Raw genomic sequence first — 14928 nt, 5'->3', positions numbered from 1 at the left:
CTCGCTGCGCCAGCCCGCCCCACCCGCACCCTTATGCGGGTTTTTTTCGTATCTGGCCACGAGGCGAACAAAGCTCTCATAAGTTCGTCTTCAGCAGCTACAACCGATTTGTAGCGAAGGCCGCCTCGCCGTGGCGAAGCGACCTTGTCAGGTACAAGGAGAGGGCAGAGAGCTCCGATGTCCAACTACCTTCGCAATAACAATGACGCCACCACCCGCGAGACCAGTTCCCCGCTCCGGCGCCGCCGGCTCTGGCTCGCCACCGGCGTCGTGGGCCTGACCGGAGCGGTCAGCCTCGCAGGCGTTGCCTACGCGACCACCGGGGTGACCGGTCCGCACCGGCTCGCCGACGTGAAGTGGTCGACCGCGCAGCAGCTCAACGACGGCGACCACGGCGGCGAGGCCACCGAGGACGAGCACGGCAAGGACGAGCACGGCAAGGAAAGCAAGGACGAGCACGGCCAGGAAGGCCGGGACCGGGGTGAGTGGGGCCAGGACCGCGGCGAGTGGGGCGGCGAGGACGAGCACGGCAAGGCCCGCGAGGTTCCCTGCGACGACGACGCCCTGGTCGACGCGCTCGAACTGACCAACCGCGACCACGGCGGCACCCTCAAGCTCGCCGAGAACTGCACCTACGAACTCGGCGTCAAGGACCGCAAGGTCGGCGGCGGCCTGCCCGAGATCACCCAGGACGTCACCATCAAGGGCAACGGCTCCACCATCAAACGCGACGCCGAGGACACCTTCCGCATCTTCCGCGTCGCCGACGGCGGCCACCTCACGCTCAAGGACCTGACCGTCAAGGGTGGGAACGCGTCCGGGTTCAAGTACCCGGGCGGCCCGGCGTCGGTGGCGCCCTCGGCGGCGAACGGCTCGGCGACCCTGCCGGCCCCCGTCGCCCCGGCGCAGCCGGCGGTCGCGGGTGCGTCGGCCGCCACCGCGGCCCAGTCCGCCACCGCTCCGGCGCAGCCCGCTCCGGTGGCGGCGCAGGTGGCACCGGCGCAGGCCACGACCGCGTCCGTCACCGCGCCGGCCCAGGCCGCCACCGCCGGCGCGGCCCAGGCCGCACCGGTTGCGGCCCAGGCCGTTACCACGGCGGCGACCACGACCACGGTCTCGGGCCCGGCCGACGAGGAGGAGAAGCGGAACGAGGGTGACGGCGGCGCGCTCCTGGTCGAGCGCGGTGGCAGCGCCCACCTGTCCAACGTCAAGCTCACCGACAACAACGCCGAGCACAACGGCGGCGCGGTGGCCAACTACGGCCGGGTGTGGCTGGAGGACAGCAAGGTCGTCAACAACCACGCCCAGGGCGACGGTGGCGGCGTCTTCAACCGCGGCATCCTCAAGGTCGAGGAGACCAAGGTCGACGACAACACCGCCGGCGGCAACGGCGGCGGCATCGCCAACGGCAGCGGGCTCGCCGGCAAGCACGGCGCCGACGCCGCGGAGCTGAAGAGCTACGTCCCGTCGGGCAAGCACGACGAGGCCGGCACGGTCGAGATCATCGGTTCCGACCACGGCAAGAACGGTGGCAAGGAGGGCGAGAACTCCTCGCTGTCGGACAACCGCGCCGGGCGCAACGGTGGCGGCCTGTTCAGCAGCGGCGGCTACGTCACCGTCTCCTTCACCCACATCACCGGCAACACCGCCTGCGAGAACGGCGGCGGCATCTACGCCGAGAACACCGACCTCGACCTCGACAAGGTCGTCGTCGCCAACAACCACGCCGACGGCGACGGCGGCGGCGTGGTCACCACCGGCGGCAAGCACTGGGGCTACCCCAACACCAAGGACCAGGGCAGCGCCACGATCGCCGACAGCGTCATCGTCGACAACACCGCCAACCGCTTCGGCGGCGGCATCTACAACGGCGAGTGGCTCGTCAAGATCGAAGACGGCTTCCTCACCCGCGACCACGACGAGGACGACAACGCCGCCCTCACCCTGCGCAACACCATCATCAAGGGCAACACCGCCCTCAACGGCGGCGGCATCTTCAACAACAAGGCCACCATCACCCTGACCAAGACCCACGTCACCAAGAACACCGCCACCGACACCAGCAAGCTGCACCGCGTCGCCGGCGGCATCCTCAACAACGAAGGACACGTCAAGCTCGACGACGAATCCCTCATCAGCGACAACGACCCCACCAACTGCGCCAACACCGTCAAGGACTGCTTCAACTGACCTGACGGACCCGGGGTACGGACCGGCCCTCCAGCCACACGTGGCTGGAGGGCCGGTCCGCTGCTGCGATCAGCTCTGCACAAAGACCGCCACGCTGCGCGCCGGCACGGTGAACGTGCCACCGGACCGGTCGAACGACGCGGTCCGCAGCGCCGGGTCGGCGGAGTTCCGCAGCACCGGGTGCAGCGCCACGCTCGCCCCGCGCAGGCCGGCCACGGTCTGCTTCGCCGTCTCCGGGGTGGCGTTGAAGACCACCGTCACCGACTTCCACGTTCCGCCCAACCCACGGGCGTCGAGCGTCATGGTCAGCACGCCCGGGGTCTCCTTCGCCCCGGACAGCGGGAACGCGACCCGCTTCTGCACCTGCTCGGCGGTGGGCAGGCCGAACACCGGCGAGGACCGGCGGATCCGCAGCAGCTCGGCGTACCGGGCGTCGGCCAGGTCGACCGCCGCGCAGTCCGGCACCAGCTTCGGATCGGCCAGCAGCGGCTTGGCGTACGGCCACTTGTCCTTGTTGTCCTGCTCCGGCGGGAGGCCGGCGCCGAAGCCGTTGCCCTGGGCGCAGTCCCAGCGGATCTGGTTGAACCAGTCCCCGGAGTTGAACGAGTTGCGGTCCAGCGACTTCGAGCGCAGCCGCTCCGAGCCGGCCGTGACGAACCCGGTGCCCTGCCCGAACGCGGTGGTGGCCAGCGCCAGCACCTGCATCCGGGCCCGGTCCTGCGCCGGGGTCCCCTGCGGCAGCTTGTACGCCAGCGCGTCGTACAGGATCTCGTTGTCGTGCGCGTCGACGTAGGTGACCGCCTCGCCCGGCGCGGCGGTGTAGCCGGCCGGGGAGCCGTTGTAGTCGACCTGCGCCCCGGTGACCGTCTTCCCGGCGGAGTCGGTGAACCGGTAGTCGCGCAGGTTACCGGTCAGGCCCACCTTGATCAGGTCGTGGGCGTGCAGCAGCCGGGCCTTCTGCTCGGCTGCCGAGCCGTTGACCTCGTCGCCGTTCGGGTCGGTGTACAGGCCGGAGGCGAAGCCCTGCACCCGCGGGTTGGCGTCGAACGGGCCGCCGCCACGCACCGCGTCGCGGAGCCGGTCGTTGAACGTGCCGATCCCGGTGCCGGCCATGTTGGCCTGGGTGGCCTGCGTGAACCGGGCGTCGTTGGCGACCTCGCCGAAGTTCCAGCCCTCCCCGTACAGCATGATCTTCTTGCCGTCGACGCCGTCGCGGGCGGGCGTGAGCTTGTCCAGCGCGGCCCGCACGGCCAGGATGTTCGCCTTCGGGTGGTGACCCATCAGGTCGAACCGGAAGCCGTCCACCTTGTACGCCTTGGCCCAGGTGACAAGCGAGTCCACCACGAGCTTGCCCATCATGGCGTGCTCCGGGGCGGTGTTGGCGCAGCAGGTCGAGTTGGCGACCGTGCCGTCGTCCAGCAGCCGGTGGTAGTAGCCGGGCACCACCTGGTCGAGCACCGACTTTCCGTCGGTGCCGGCGGCCGAGGTGTGGTTGTAGACCACGTCCATGACCACCCGCAGGCCGGCCTGGTTCACCCCGGCGACCATCTGCCGGAACTCGGTGGTGCGCTTCGCGCCGTTCGGGTCGACCGCGTAGCCGCCCTCCGGCACCGTGTAGTGCAGCGGGTCGTACCCCCAGTTGTAGCCGTCCTTGTCGGCCACCGCCGCGACGCACTTCTGCTGCTGGTCCGAGTCCGGCGGCAGCGTGGCCAGGTCGCAGGCCGGCTGGGCCTGGTCGGCCCGCTTCTCCGGAATGGTGGCGAAGTCGAACGCCGGCAGCAGGTGCAGGTAGTTGACGCCGGCGTCGCCGAGCGCCCGCAGGTGCTTCATCCCGGCCGTGTTCGGGTCGGTGAACGCGAGGTAGGTGCCCCGCTTCTCCGGCGCGACGGTGGTGTCGGCGATGGAGAAGTCGCGTACCGACAGCTCGGAGATCTGCGCCTTCGACGCGGGCACGGCCGCCGGCTTACGCAGCTTCGCCCAGCCGGCCGGCGCCAGCGCCGGGTCGGTCAGGTCGACGATCTGGCTGTGCGTGGAGTCCGGCGCGAGCGCCACCGAGTACGGGTCGGTGACCGACGCGGTGACCACCTTCTGCGCCGCCGGCTGCCAGGCTTCGACCTGGTAGCGGTAGTAGCGGCCGGTCCACGCCGTGGTGCCGCGCACCGACCAGACACCGGTGCGGTCGTTGCGGGTCATCGCCACCGTGCTCGGCTGCGCGGTGGGCGAGTCGAACAGTTGCAGCGACACCTTCCGCGCGGTCGGCGCCCACACCGCGAGCGTGGGCACCCGGCCGGCGAACGTCGGGCCGAGCTTCACCCCGGTGGCCGCCGCGTAGACGTCGTCCAGCACGCCGGGGATCTGCACGCCGGTGGCGCTGAGCAGCGCGCCCTCGGCGTCCCGCTCGGTGACCACGAGCTGCCCGCGCAGCGCCGCCGGCACCTTGGCCAGGTCGGCGCGGTCAAGCGTGAACGCGTGATAGGCCCAGAGCTGGGGGTACGCCTGCCGTTGCGCCTCGGTCAGCCCGTTGCGCTGCGCGCGCAGCGGCAGCGTGGTGTACGTGCCGGTCAGTTCGCCGTCGGCGACCCCGATCCCGCCGGCTCCGGCGGCGACGAGCGCGTACTTCTTGCCGTCGGTCGGGCCGGTGGCCCAGGCGACGGTGGACCTGTCGATCCACTGCGCCTTCTGCTTGGCGATGTCGACGTCCTTGGCCGTGCCGGAGCTGGTCGCCGGCAGCAGCCGGCCCTTGACGCCGGCCAGCAGCCAGACCTCGTGCCCCACGCCGGTCAGGTCGAGCCGCTGGTCGTCCGGCTGATCCTTCTCATCTCCCTTGTGCAGGATGTAGCTGAGCCCGGTCGCCCCGGCGGCGAGGGGCACCCGGAACACCGCGCCGTACGCGTCGATCCTCTCCGGCTTGAGCGGGGCGGCCCAGTCGGTCGGGTTGGCCGCGCCGTCCCAGAGGTGCAGGCCCCAGCCGTCGTAGTTGCCGTCGGCCTTGCGCCAGTGGATGACCGCGGTGTTCTGGTCGACCGGCGGGGCGGGCTCGCCGGTGGCCGCCTCGCGGGTCGGGTAGAGCGTCGGGTCGCCCTGCTTGACCCAGACCTCGCCGGTCTGCGTCACGTCGATGGTGCGGTCGTTCGCCACGTCCTTGTTGCCGTCGGAGTCGACCACCAGGAAGCCGACCGACTTCGCGCCGGGCTTGAGCTTCACCCAGGCGAACCGGCCGTACGCGTCCTCTCCGGCGAACGGCTGCCCCTTGGGCCACTCGGTGGCGTACGCCGGGTCGATGTCGCCCCAGGCGTAGAGCCCCCAGTCGGCGTAGCCGCCGGCCGGGCGCTGGTAGTGCACGATCGCCCAGTCCCGGGACGCGCCCTGGGCCGGGGTGCCGACCGTGCCGGTGGTGCGCACGGTGGCGGTCCGGCCCTTGCCGTCGCGGACCACCGCCTTGTACTCGACGGTGGCGCCGCCGGGCAGGCCGGTCAGGTCGTGGTGGACCGTGTACGGCGCGCGGTCGGCGGTGCCCAGCAGCGTCCACTTCCCGCCGGGGACCTTCGCGGCGAACGTGACGGTGGCGAGCGGGTCGCCACCGATCTGGGCGGTGATCGCGGTCTTGCCGGCCACCGGGGCGTCACCCGGCTCGATCAGCGTGATCGTCGGGGCCGCGCCGGCCTGCGGGATGGCCCGGTCGGCCTTGAGCACCACTGCCGACATGGCCGGCACGGTCAGGCTCAGTTTGCCGTCGGCGCCGGCCGTGGCGGTCGCGGCGTCGCCGTAGATTGCGGTGAAGCGGGTGCCGGCCGACCAGGTGTCCACCGTGACAGTCTGCGGGGTCGAGGCGTTGTTCACCGCCGCGACGTGTTCCACCCGCTGCGCGGGCAGCACACGGGAGAACGCGAACACGCCGGGGCCGTCGGCCGCGTACCGGGTGACCTGGACGCCGTCGCGCAGCGCCGGGTGCGCCGCCCGCAGCCTGCCCAGCTCGGCGATGGTGCGGTAGAGCGGGTGCCGGGTGTCGTACTGGTCGACGGCGTGGGTGCGGGTGGTGCCGATCAGGTCGTCGTCGAGGTAGTCCGCGGTCTTCGAGGCGAACATGTCCTGGCGGGCGTCCTTGTCCCCGCCGGGGCCGGTGAAGCCCTGCTCGTCGCCGGAGTACACCACCGGCTGGCCGCGGGTGAGGAACATCAGTTGGTGCGCGAGCTGGTCGCGGCGGAGCTGGGTGGCGTCGTCCCCGCCGGCCGCGGCGACGAACGAGCCGATCCGGCCCATGTCGTGGTTGCCGAGGAAGGTGGGCAGCCGGTTGGCGTCGGTGTCGCGCGCCGAGTAGAGGTCGTCCTTGGCGTACACGTCGGCGAGGGCCTTGGCCGAGCCGTCGGCGGCGGTGTAGCCGCGCGCCGCCTCCTGGAACGAGAAGTCGAGCGTGGCCGGCAGGCCGCCCTGCCGCACGTACGTCGACTCGATCTCCTGGTCGGCGCTGTAGACCTCGCCGAACATGAAGAAGTCCTCCTTGCCGGCCTTCGCCGCGTAGGCGTCGATGCCGCGGGTGAACTGCGGCCAGAAGTCGAGGTTGGCGTGCTTGACGGTGTCCAGGCGGAAGCCGTCGACGCCGGCCTTGCCGATCCACTGCCCGTAGATGTCGGTCATGCCGCGGACCACCTCGGGACGCTCGGTCCACAGGTCGTCGAGGCCGAAGAAGTCGCCGTACTCGCTGTTCTCCCCGGCGAACGTGGAGTCACCACGGTTGTGGTACATGGTCGGGTCGTTGAGCCACGCCGGGACCTTGACCTTCGCGTCGGCCGGGCTGGCGAACGTCGGGGTGTACGGGAACGACTCCCGGTTGACCTGCGGGAACTTCCGCGTGCCGTCGGCGTAGTTGCGGTCCTCGAAGGCCCGGCCCTGCGCGTCGGTGTACGGGGCGGTCTTCTTGTCGACGTAGCCGTACTTGTCCTCGGCGTAGCGGATGACGTCGGCGGTGTGGTTGACGATGATGTCGAGGTAGACCTTGATGCCGCGCCGGTGCGCGAGGTCGACCAGCTTCTCCAGCTCGGCGTTGGTGCCGAAGTGCGGGTCGACCTGGGTGAAGTCGGTGATCCAGTAGCCGTGGTAGCCGGCCGAGACGTCGGCGCCGGTGCCCTGCACGGGCCGGTTCTTGAAGATCGGGGCGAGCCAGATGGCGGTGGTCCCCATCCCCTGGATGTAGTCCATCTTGTCGATGACGCCCTTGAGGTCACCGCCGTGGTAGAAGCCCTTGTCCGCCGGGTCGAGGCCGGTGGCCAGCCGGTCGCCGCGCAGGCCGCCGGTGTCGTTGCGCTTGTCGCCGTTGGCGAAGCGGTCCGGCAGCACGAAGTAGAACTGCTCCGCCTTGGCGGTGGTGGCGCCCGCCTTCAGCAGCGCCTCGGCGGACGGCTCCCGGTTCCACTGGGGGGCGTTGCCGGCGGCCAGCACGTCGGGGGTGACGGCGCGGTCGGCGCTGTCGGCGCCGAGCTGGTGGAGGGCCACCGGCACGCCGACGAGGGTGAGTACGAGGGAGGAGACCAGGGCGAGCAACGCCTTGGGGGATATCGGCGTCGGTTTCATCGACGGCCTTTCTCTGGTCGCTGATTCGCCCGCACGCTAGCTCTTGCCGAAACATTCTGCAATAGCTTGCAAACAAAGTCGAAACACGACAGCCGTCTTGCAAAACCGTCCGGACCACGCGCCGTCGTCCGGACGGCTGGATCAGAGCCCGGCGCAGGTCACGCCGTCGACCGCGCAACTCTCCGGACGGGTGGTCCCGGTCCGTTCGAGGTGGAAGCGCACCGGCACCGACGCGCCCGCCGCCAGGTCGACGCCGCTGCGGTACGTGACGACACCGCCGTCGAAGCCGAACGTGCCCTGTTCGGCGCCCTCCACCCAGGCGGTGACCAGCCGACCCTGCGGGAACGTCAGCCGCACCGTCCAGCCGTGCGCCGCACCTCCGGCGTTGACCAGTCGCACCTCGCCGATGAAGCCGCCGTCGAAGCTGCTCACCACCGCGTACCGGCCGGTCACCGCGGACGGCGGCGCCGGCGGGGGCGGCGGCGGCGACAGCGGCGCCGGACGTACCTCACCCCGCGGACCGCCGGTCGACACGGCCGGCGTCGGCCTGGCCGGCAGCACCGTCGACCGGGGCGACAGCCCCGGGACCACCGGGCGGCCGGCCGTGCTCGGCGGACCGCCCGTCACGCTGGGCGAGGTCGCCGTGGCGGTCGGCAGCTCCGGCAGCGACATCGCCGGATCGGTGGGCGACGCCGGGAACGTCCGCCGGCCCCGCACCGAGCCGAGCGCCACCACCAGCAGCACCACCATCACGATCACGCCGATCGCGACGACCACCCAGGGCGACGAGGTGATGGCGGACCCGGTCGACGGGGTGGCGCGACGCGTGCGGGACATGTTCCTCCTGTTCGCCGGGCCGGGCCAGCCTAGCCACCGACACCCGGGGACGGCGAGCGGTCCGTTCGGGCCTGACCCGCGGCTCGGCGACCTGATACGTTGCACGCCGATCGATGACCACAGTGGCTCGTGCAGCGGCAGGACGGGTGGCCAGTGACAGAGTGGCAGGGCAACATCCGGCGGGCGTCCACAACCGACGCCGCCGTCGTGACCGGGATCCTCGCCGAGGCGTTCATGCGGGACCCGGTGAGCGGTTGGATCTTCCCGGCGGAGGACCACCGGGCGCGGGTGCACCCCGCCTTCTTCGGGCCGTTCGTCGCGTTGGCGCTGCGGACCGGCGAGGTCCACGTGGCCGGCGACGGGCTGGGCGCCACGCTCTGGCTGCCCGTCGGCGACGACCACGGCGCCGACGAGGGCGACGAGTTCGCCGAGCTGGAGGCCACCATCGGGCCGGACGCGATGAAGCGGTTCGGCATGCTCGACGAGCAGATGACCGCCAACCACCCGGCCGAGCCGCACTGGTACCTGCCGTTCATCGCGGTGCACCCGGCGCACCACGGCACGGGCGTGGGCTCGGCGCTGCTGCGCGACAAGCTGGCCGAGTTGGACCGGGCCGGCGCCGCCGCGTACCTGGAGGCCAGCTCGGCGCGGAACGCGGCGCTCTACGAGCGGCTCGGCTTCCGCCGCCGGCCGAACACCCTGGACCTGCCGGACGGGCCCAGCCTCTACCCGATGTGGCGCGAGCCGGCCTGACCGAGCCCGTCCCGTCCCGGTCCGCCGGGGCGGGACGTCATCGGCGGCAGGTCACCGACGGACCGTCGTGGTGCTGGCGTCCAACGCGCCCACCACGGCGGCCAGCAGCCCGTCGAGCTGCGCCGGCAGGAACCGACGGCAGTCCCGCATCCGGCCGCCGACCTGCGGGTCGAAGATGTGCGCGGCGAGCCCGACGGCCTCGGCGAGGCTCGCCAGCAGCAACGTGCCCGGGTCCAGTTCGGCCGGGGACGAGTGCATCAGCATCGCGGTCAGGCGTACCCGCGGCGAGGCCGCCTGGTTCGGGTCGGTGGCCGGCCAGCGCACCTGACGGCCGATCAGCTTGCCCTGCTCCCGACGCAGCACGCCGGCGGTGACCAGCCGCGTCCCGACCCGCTCGTTGATGTTGAGCTGGGTCCGCAGGTAGCGGATCCACAACCGGGCCGGATGCGCGCCCTCACGACGCAGGATCTCGGTGATCAGCAGATCGGTCAACGGCTCCTGCCAGAGCCGCGGGTCGACCGCGGCGATGCCGCCACCGTCGAGCGCGATCCTTCCCTCGAACATCAGCTCGGCGAGCGCGGCGCCGGCCAACCCGCACTCCAGCCGGTCGACGGCGACATGCGGCTTACCGGTGAACTCGTCATGTCCGATGAGGAACAGCGCATCGGCTAGCCGGTACGTGGCTTGTGCCCCGGGGTAGGTCATGGTCCATCCTCGAACGGTGGCCGTGATCGTCGACACGGGACGGTACGGCATGACCACGCACAGCTCAATTCCGGTCGTACACACGCGCCCTAATCGATATCGAAGCGGGGTTGTGACGATCCGTGATCACCAATACCCTGCCTGAGGCTGTTCCGAAGTAGACATCCTCAACCCCTTCCCCTCCCCTGGAGAAGCCTTGTCCTCCGATCCGTTCTTCTCCGACGGTGGGCTACGCCGTGGCCGTCTCGGCACCGCCCATCTCGTCTTCTTCACCGTCGCCGCCTCCGCCCCGCTGACCGTTCTCGGCGGTGGCGTCACCACCATGTACGCGGTCAGCGGCAACATCGGCGCCGCACTGGGCTACGTCCTGCTCGCGGCCGTGCTCGCCATCTTCGCCACCGGCTACGCCGCGATGAGCCGGTACGTCGCCAACGCGGGCGCGTTCTACGCGTACATCGCCAACGGCCTCGGCCGGGCCGGCGGGGTGGCCGGCTCGGCGGTCGCGCTGGCCGCGTACAACGCCATCCAGATCGGTCTCTACGGGCTGTTCGGCGCCATCATGTCGGACTTCATGTCGGCCAAGGCCGGGCTGGACCTCAAGTGGTGGGTCTGGGCGCTGCTGGCCTGGGTCTTCATCGGCGTGCTCGGCGTGCTGCGCATCGACCTGAACGCCAGCGTCCTCGCGGTGCTGCTGGTCCTGGAGTGCGTGGCCGTGCTGATCTTCGACCTGGTGGCGTTCGCCCACCCGGCCGGCGGCGCCGTCACCACCGCCGGCATCAGCCCCGGCCACCTGTTCGGGGCCGGGTTCGGCGCCGTGCTGGCGTTCACCATCGCCTCCTTCACCGGCTTCGAGAGCGGCGCCATCTACAGCGAGGAGGTCAGGGACCCGCGGCGCACCGTGGCCCGGGCCACCTACATCGCGGTCGCGTTCACCGGCCTGTTCTACGCCTTCTCCGCCTGGGCGCTGACGGTGCTGACCGGCCCGGAGAACGCGCCGCAGGCCAGCGCCGAGGCCGGCCCCGGCGTGATCTTCGGGGCGCTCGACCAGTACTCCGGCGCCGTGGTCGCGGACATCGCCAACGTCCTGTTCATCACCAGCGTGCTGGCCGCCCTGCTGTCGTTCCACAACGGCGTGGCCCGCTACCTGTTCGCGCTCGGCCGGGAGAACGTCCTGCCCCGCTTCCTCGGCGCGACCTCCAGCCGCAGCGGCGCCCCGGTCGCCGGTTCACTGGTGCAGAGCATCCTGGCCGTGGTGGTCTTCGTGGGGTTCGCGATGTCCGGGCGGGACCCGGTCATCGACCTGTTCACCTGGCTGTCCGGCTCGGCCGCGGTCGGTGTGGTGCTGCTGATGACGCTCACCTCGGCCTCCGTCGTCGGCTTCTTCCGCGGCCGTGGCGGCCCGGAGTCGGCCTGGCAGCGGGCGATCGCCCCGGCGCTCGGCACCGTCCTGCTCACCGCCGTGCTGCTGGTGCTGCTGTTCAACTTCGACGCGCTGCTCGCGCCGGACACCGCCGGCTACCTCAAGTGGCTGCTGCCGGCGATCCCGGTGGTGGCCGGCGTGCTCGGCCTGATCTGGGGTGGCGTGCTGCGCACCAGCCGGCCGGACACCTACCGGCGGATCGGCCAGCTCGACGAGGAGGGCCTGCACGAGCCCGGCCTGCACTCGGCTCCCGAGCCCGACCGCTGGGCCCGCAGCCACCGCTGAACGAGTAAGGCGGGGCCCCTTCTTGACGCCTCCGGCAGAGAAGGGGCCCCCGCTCACCACCGTGGAGCGGGGCTCAGGCGGTGCGGATGACGGTGCAGATGGCCGGGCCCTCGTCGGTGGCCCGCAGCAGGTAGCGGTAGTGCTCGCCGGGCACCGCGCCGCCCTGGCTGTCCAGGAACTCCCACCGCACCGCCACCTCGGTGAGCAGCGCCGACACCTGCTGCACCTCTTCGATCTGCGCGTTCGCGGCGACCAGCTCCCGCTCCTGGTAGTCGGGCGCGGCGCCGACGAAGCTCAGCGCGACCGCCGCCGGCGAGGTGAACGAGAAGCTGTAGGTGTCGGCGACCACCAGCCCGGGCAGGGCGTAACAGGCGGCGATGGCCGGCACGTCGGCGGTGGTCAGCGCCACGCCGTACCTGTCGAAGAAGTCGGAGAGCGTGTCGAGGTCGGTGGAAGCCGTCACGACGCTCTCCATTACCGGCCCGCCAGCCCGGCAAACCTGGTCAGCGCGGTGGGATGCGCACCTCGATCTCCTTGCCGAGCTGCGCGCCGCCGGTCAGGGCCAGGTCGTCACCGCTCCAGAACCGACCCGGGTCGTACCAGTTGGGCCGGCGGCCGGCCGGCAGCAACCCCATCGCCTCGTAGGTCACCGCCACCACCTCCGCGCAGTACGCGGTCTCCAGCGCCCGGTCACGCACCGACGCCCCGTCCGCACCCGGTGCGCCGGCACCGCCCGCTGCCCGGCCCGCGCCCGGTGTCCCGCCAGTGTCCGGGCTGGACGGTCGCCGGCGCGGCATCGGCACCCGACCCCGGGCCCAGCGCCAGGCGAGCTGCGCGGTCGACGGGAACGGGGTGCCGTCCAGACGCGCCACGGTACGCAGCACCGCCTCCTCCATGGCACCGTCGGCGGGCGGTTCGAGCTGACGCAGCCAGCCCCGCTGGCCGTACCGGTTGGCCCACACGCAGACCGCGTCGCGCAGGTCGTGCAACTGCACGCCGCGCTGGCGGGTGCCGGTCCACATGTCCGGCAGCGAACGGCCCAGCTCCGCGTGCCACATCAACGGCGGCATGTCGTCCAGCACCACCGCCATGCCCACGTGGTTCACCGGGCTGTTGGTGGTGAACTGGATGGCGCGATCGGGCACGCTGCGCCCACGGAACACCCACAGGTCGCCGGTGCGGGTCAGCTCCACGGCCTCGTCCAGGCTGATGCTCATGGAGGACTACCCTAAGCCGATGCGGCAACGGATGCGGTGGTGGAAGGTGCTCGGCCTGGCCGGCCTGGCGGGCGTCGCGGCGACGGGCGTGGTGGTGGCCCGGGCGGAGCGGCAGCGCCGGGCGTACACACCGGAGGAGATCCGGGACCGGCTGCGGGAACGGCACGCCAAGGCGTCCTCCTCCTGATCCGGCGACAACCGGGGCGGCGCGCGACGACGCGCTGCCCTAACATCGCCGTCATGGGAAACAGTTTCTGGGAGACACAGTTTGTGCTCGACCCGCCGGCCGCCCCCGTCGAACGACACGGCGAGGTCGACCTGCACCTGCCGACCGGCGGCGGCCCCCACCCCGCGGTCGTGGTGGTGCACGGCGTTCCCGGGCCGCCCGACGCACCCGACGCCCGGGACTGGCCGCTCTACCGGGGATACGGCGCGCTCCTCGCCGACCAGGGCGTGGTGGTCGCACTCCCCCGGCTCTCCGTGACCAGCCCCGACGACCTGCGCACGGTCGCCGCCCGTGTCGCCGACGCGGCCGACCTGCTCCGCGCCGATCCCCGCGTCGACCCGGAGCGGCTGGCACTCTGGTTCTTCTCCGGCGCCGGGCTGCTGCTCGGCGACTGGCTCCGCGACCCGCCCCGCTGGCTGCGCGGCCTCGCCGCGACGTACCCGCTGCTGGCCCCGCTCCCCGACTGGCCCCCGGTCGACCCGCGCTTCCACCCGCTCGACGCCCTGACGGCGGGCGACGACGGCCGGCCACCGCTCGTGCTGACCCGGGCCGGTCGGGAGCGGCCCGAGGTCACGTCCACCATCGCGGCGTTCACGGCTGCCGCAACCCGGCACGGGCTGCCGTTGCACCTGGTCGACGTGCCGGACGGACGACACGGGTTCGACGCCCTGGACCACACCGAGGAGTCGCGCGCCGCGGTACGCGCCACCCGCGACGCACTGCTCGCCCTGCTCACCGCATGACCACCCAGCCGAAGTGCCGACACCCTCGGCGCACCCAACCGGTCCGCCTGGGCGGCAGGAGCCCGCCCCACCACGCTGATCATGAAGTTGGCTGCCGGATTGTCGGCGTGTCAGCCCGCCAACTTCATGATCAGCGCGGGTGGGTGAACGTTTTGCTCAACGGGGGCGGTGGAGATCTTGGTACGCATCGGGCCGCGGAGGTGCGGTTCGGTACCGAGATCTCCACCGGGTTCACCCTTCGGCGGGCTCCGGGTTGAGGGCGCCCTGGGGTGCGGGATGTGCGGTTTCGTGGGCACTCGAGCGGGGCTGCGGTGAGGCGCCCATGGGCGAGTGTCGGGTTTGTCGGGTTTGGGGTGGTCGGGGTCACTGGCTCGGCGGAATGGTCGCCGGGGGCGGGGCGTTGTACCTGGCAGACCGCGTGGAGCCCGGCCCCCGGGCCGCTGGCAGCCCCGGTCGGGAATGAGCGGCCACCGGCCGTCGTTACCTCACCGGGCCAGCCACCCCCGGGTAGGCGGGCCCCGTGTCGACGGAATGTGCGGCCACCGGCCGTGGTTACAGCCCCCGGAGCCGCCGACCCGGCCACCCCCCGGTGAGCCGGTCGCGCCGGGCCCCTGAGCAGGCCCCCTTTCGGCCGCCGGGCCCACCCCTTTCAGACCTTTCCCCGCACGCAGGCGTCCCCCGCGCCCGCATATCCCCCACCCCCCTGGGAGGCATCATCATGGCTACCACTGTGCTGCGTAAGACTGTGCTGACCGCTGCCGGTATCGCCGCGACCGCCGGTGGGATCGCCGGCCCCGCGATCGCCGCGCACGCCGCCCCCGCCGACAAGGCCACCGTGGTGGCCGACCGTAAGAGCGGCGAGCGGGAGTTGGACGTGCGCTACGAGGCCCAGCCGAACTTCTACTACTGCGGCCCCGCCGCCGCCCGCAACGCCATCAGCGTGCTCGGCAAGAACATCGACGTGCACGCGATGGCCAAGGAGAT

At 71.9% G+C, this 14928-nt stretch carries 11 protein-coding genes; 6 read left to right on the top strand and 5 right to left on the bottom strand.

The window, feature by feature from the left end; genetic code table 11:
* The first annotated feature begins 177 nt into the window (after positions 1 to 177).
* Positions 178 to 2190 carry a hypothetical protein gene (locus AB0B02_RS31265; protein WP_357306567.1) on the top strand — a complete coding sequence of 671 codons (2013 nt, stop codon included), beginning with the start codon at positions 178 to 180 and terminating at the stop codon, positions 2188 to 2190.
* A gap of 69 nt (positions 2191 to 2259) precedes the next feature.
* Here the strand turns inward: AB0B02_RS31265 and pulA are convergent, their stop codons facing one another.
* Both pulA and AB0B02_RS31255 read right to left on the bottom strand, forming a co-directional pair.
* Positions 2260 to 7758 (bottom strand): pullulanase-type alpha-1,6-glucosidase, encoded by a 5499-nt coding sequence (gene pulA / locus AB0B02_RS31260; RefSeq protein WP_357306564.1) that lies wholly within the window; start codon positions 7756 to 7758, stop codon positions 2260 to 2262.
* A 141-nt stretch (positions 7759 to 7899) separates the two neighbouring features.
* Positions 7900 to 8595 carry a cellulose binding domain-containing protein gene (locus tag AB0B02_RS31255; RefSeq protein WP_357306559.1) on the bottom strand — a complete coding sequence of 232 codons (696 nt, stop codon included), beginning with the start codon at positions 8593 to 8595 and terminating at the stop codon, positions 7900 to 7902.
* A 153-nt stretch (positions 8596 to 8748) separates the two neighbouring features.
* Here AB0B02_RS31255 and AB0B02_RS31250 point away from each other — a divergent pair, with 153 nt between their 5' ends.
* Positions 8749 to 9348, top strand: a complete 600-nt coding sequence (locus AB0B02_RS31250) for a GNAT family N-acetyltransferase (protein WP_281938686.1) — start codon at positions 8749 to 8751, stop codon at positions 9346 to 9348.
* A 51-nt stretch (positions 9349 to 9399) separates the two neighbouring features.
* Here AB0B02_RS31250 and AB0B02_RS31245 read toward each other — a convergent pair whose 3' ends face one another.
* Positions 9400 to 10053 (bottom strand): GPP34 family phosphoprotein, encoded by a 654-nt coding sequence (locus AB0B02_RS31245; protein ID WP_281938684.1) that lies wholly within the window; start codon positions 10051 to 10053, stop codon positions 9400 to 9402.
* Between the two features lie 196 nt (positions 10054 to 10249).
* Between AB0B02_RS31245 and AB0B02_RS31240 the strand changes: the two genes are divergently transcribed.
* Positions 10250 to 11758, top strand: coding sequence for an APC family permease (locus AB0B02_RS31240; RefSeq protein ID WP_281938681.1), 1509 nt, complete (start codon positions 10250 to 10252; stop codon positions 11756 to 11758).
* Between the two features lie 73 nt (positions 11759 to 11831).
* Here AB0B02_RS31240 and AB0B02_RS31235 read toward each other — a convergent pair whose 3' ends face one another.
* A complete protein-coding gene (locus tag AB0B02_RS31235; protein WP_281938679.1) occupies positions 11832 to 12221 on the bottom strand; it encodes a hypothetical protein in 390 nt (129 codons plus the stop codon).
* A gap of 40 nt (positions 12222 to 12261) precedes the next feature.
* Positions 12262 to 12975, bottom strand: a complete 714-nt coding sequence (locus AB0B02_RS31230) for a hypothetical protein (protein WP_281938677.1) — start codon at positions 12973 to 12975, stop codon at positions 12262 to 12264.
* Between AB0B02_RS31230 and AB0B02_RS31225 the strand changes: the two genes are divergently transcribed.
* The 3 genes from AB0B02_RS31225 to AB0B02_RS31215 form a co-directional block, all read left to right on the top strand.
* Positions 12974 to 13162: a hypothetical protein gene (locus tag AB0B02_RS31225; protein ID WP_146180017.1), complete on the top strand. Its 189-nt coding sequence runs from the start codon at positions 12974 to 12976 to the stop codon at positions 13160 to 13162. The two genes, AB0B02_RS31230 and AB0B02_RS31225, sit on opposite strands and share 2 nt — an antisense overlap.
* Before the next feature lie 53 nt (positions 13163 to 13215).
* A complete protein-coding gene (locus AB0B02_RS31220; protein ID WP_281938673.1) occupies positions 13216 to 13944 on the top strand; it encodes a hypothetical protein in 729 nt (242 codons plus the stop codon).
* Positions 13945 to 14662: 718 nt separating this feature from the next.
* On the top strand, positions 14663 to 14928 hold a 266-nt coding region (locus tag AB0B02_RS31215; RefSeq protein WP_357306549.1), incomplete at its 3' end, for a C39 family peptidase.

It is taken from the genome of Micromonospora sp. NPDC049240 (assembly GCF_040647835.1).
Lineage (GTDB): Bacteria > Actinomycetota > Actinomycetes > Mycobacteriales > Micromonosporaceae > Micromonospora.
The sequence above is the reverse complement of the archived record's forward strand: the minus strand, read 5'-3'. Positions and strand labels throughout refer to the sequence as shown.

Coding starts and splice junctions, on each gene's coding strand:
- AB0B02_RS31265 (WP_357306567.1), top strand. CDS start 178: ATGTCCAACTACCTTCGCAATAACAATGACGCCACCACCCGCGAGACC.
- pulA (WP_357306564.1), bottom strand. CDS start 7,758: ATGAAACCGACGCCGATATCCCCCAAGGCGTTGCTCGCCCTGGTCTCC.
- AB0B02_RS31255 (WP_357306559.1), bottom strand. CDS start 8,595: ATGTCCCGCACGCGTCGCGCCACCCCGTCGACCGGGTCCGCCATCACC.
- AB0B02_RS31245 (WP_281938684.1), bottom strand. CDS start 10,053: ATGACCTACCCCGGGGCACAAGCCACGTACCGGCTAGCCGATGCGCTG.
- AB0B02_RS31225 (WP_146180017.1), top strand. CDS start 12,974: ATGGAGGACTACCCTAAGCCGATGCGGCAACGGATGCGGTGGTGGAAG.
- AB0B02_RS31230 (WP_281938677.1), bottom strand. CDS start 12,975: ATGAGCATCAGCCTGGACGAGGCCGTGGAGCTGACCCGCACCGGCGAC.
- AB0B02_RS31220 (WP_281938673.1), top strand. CDS start 13,216: ATGGGAAACAGTTTCTGGGAGACACAGTTTGTGCTCGACCCGCCGGCC.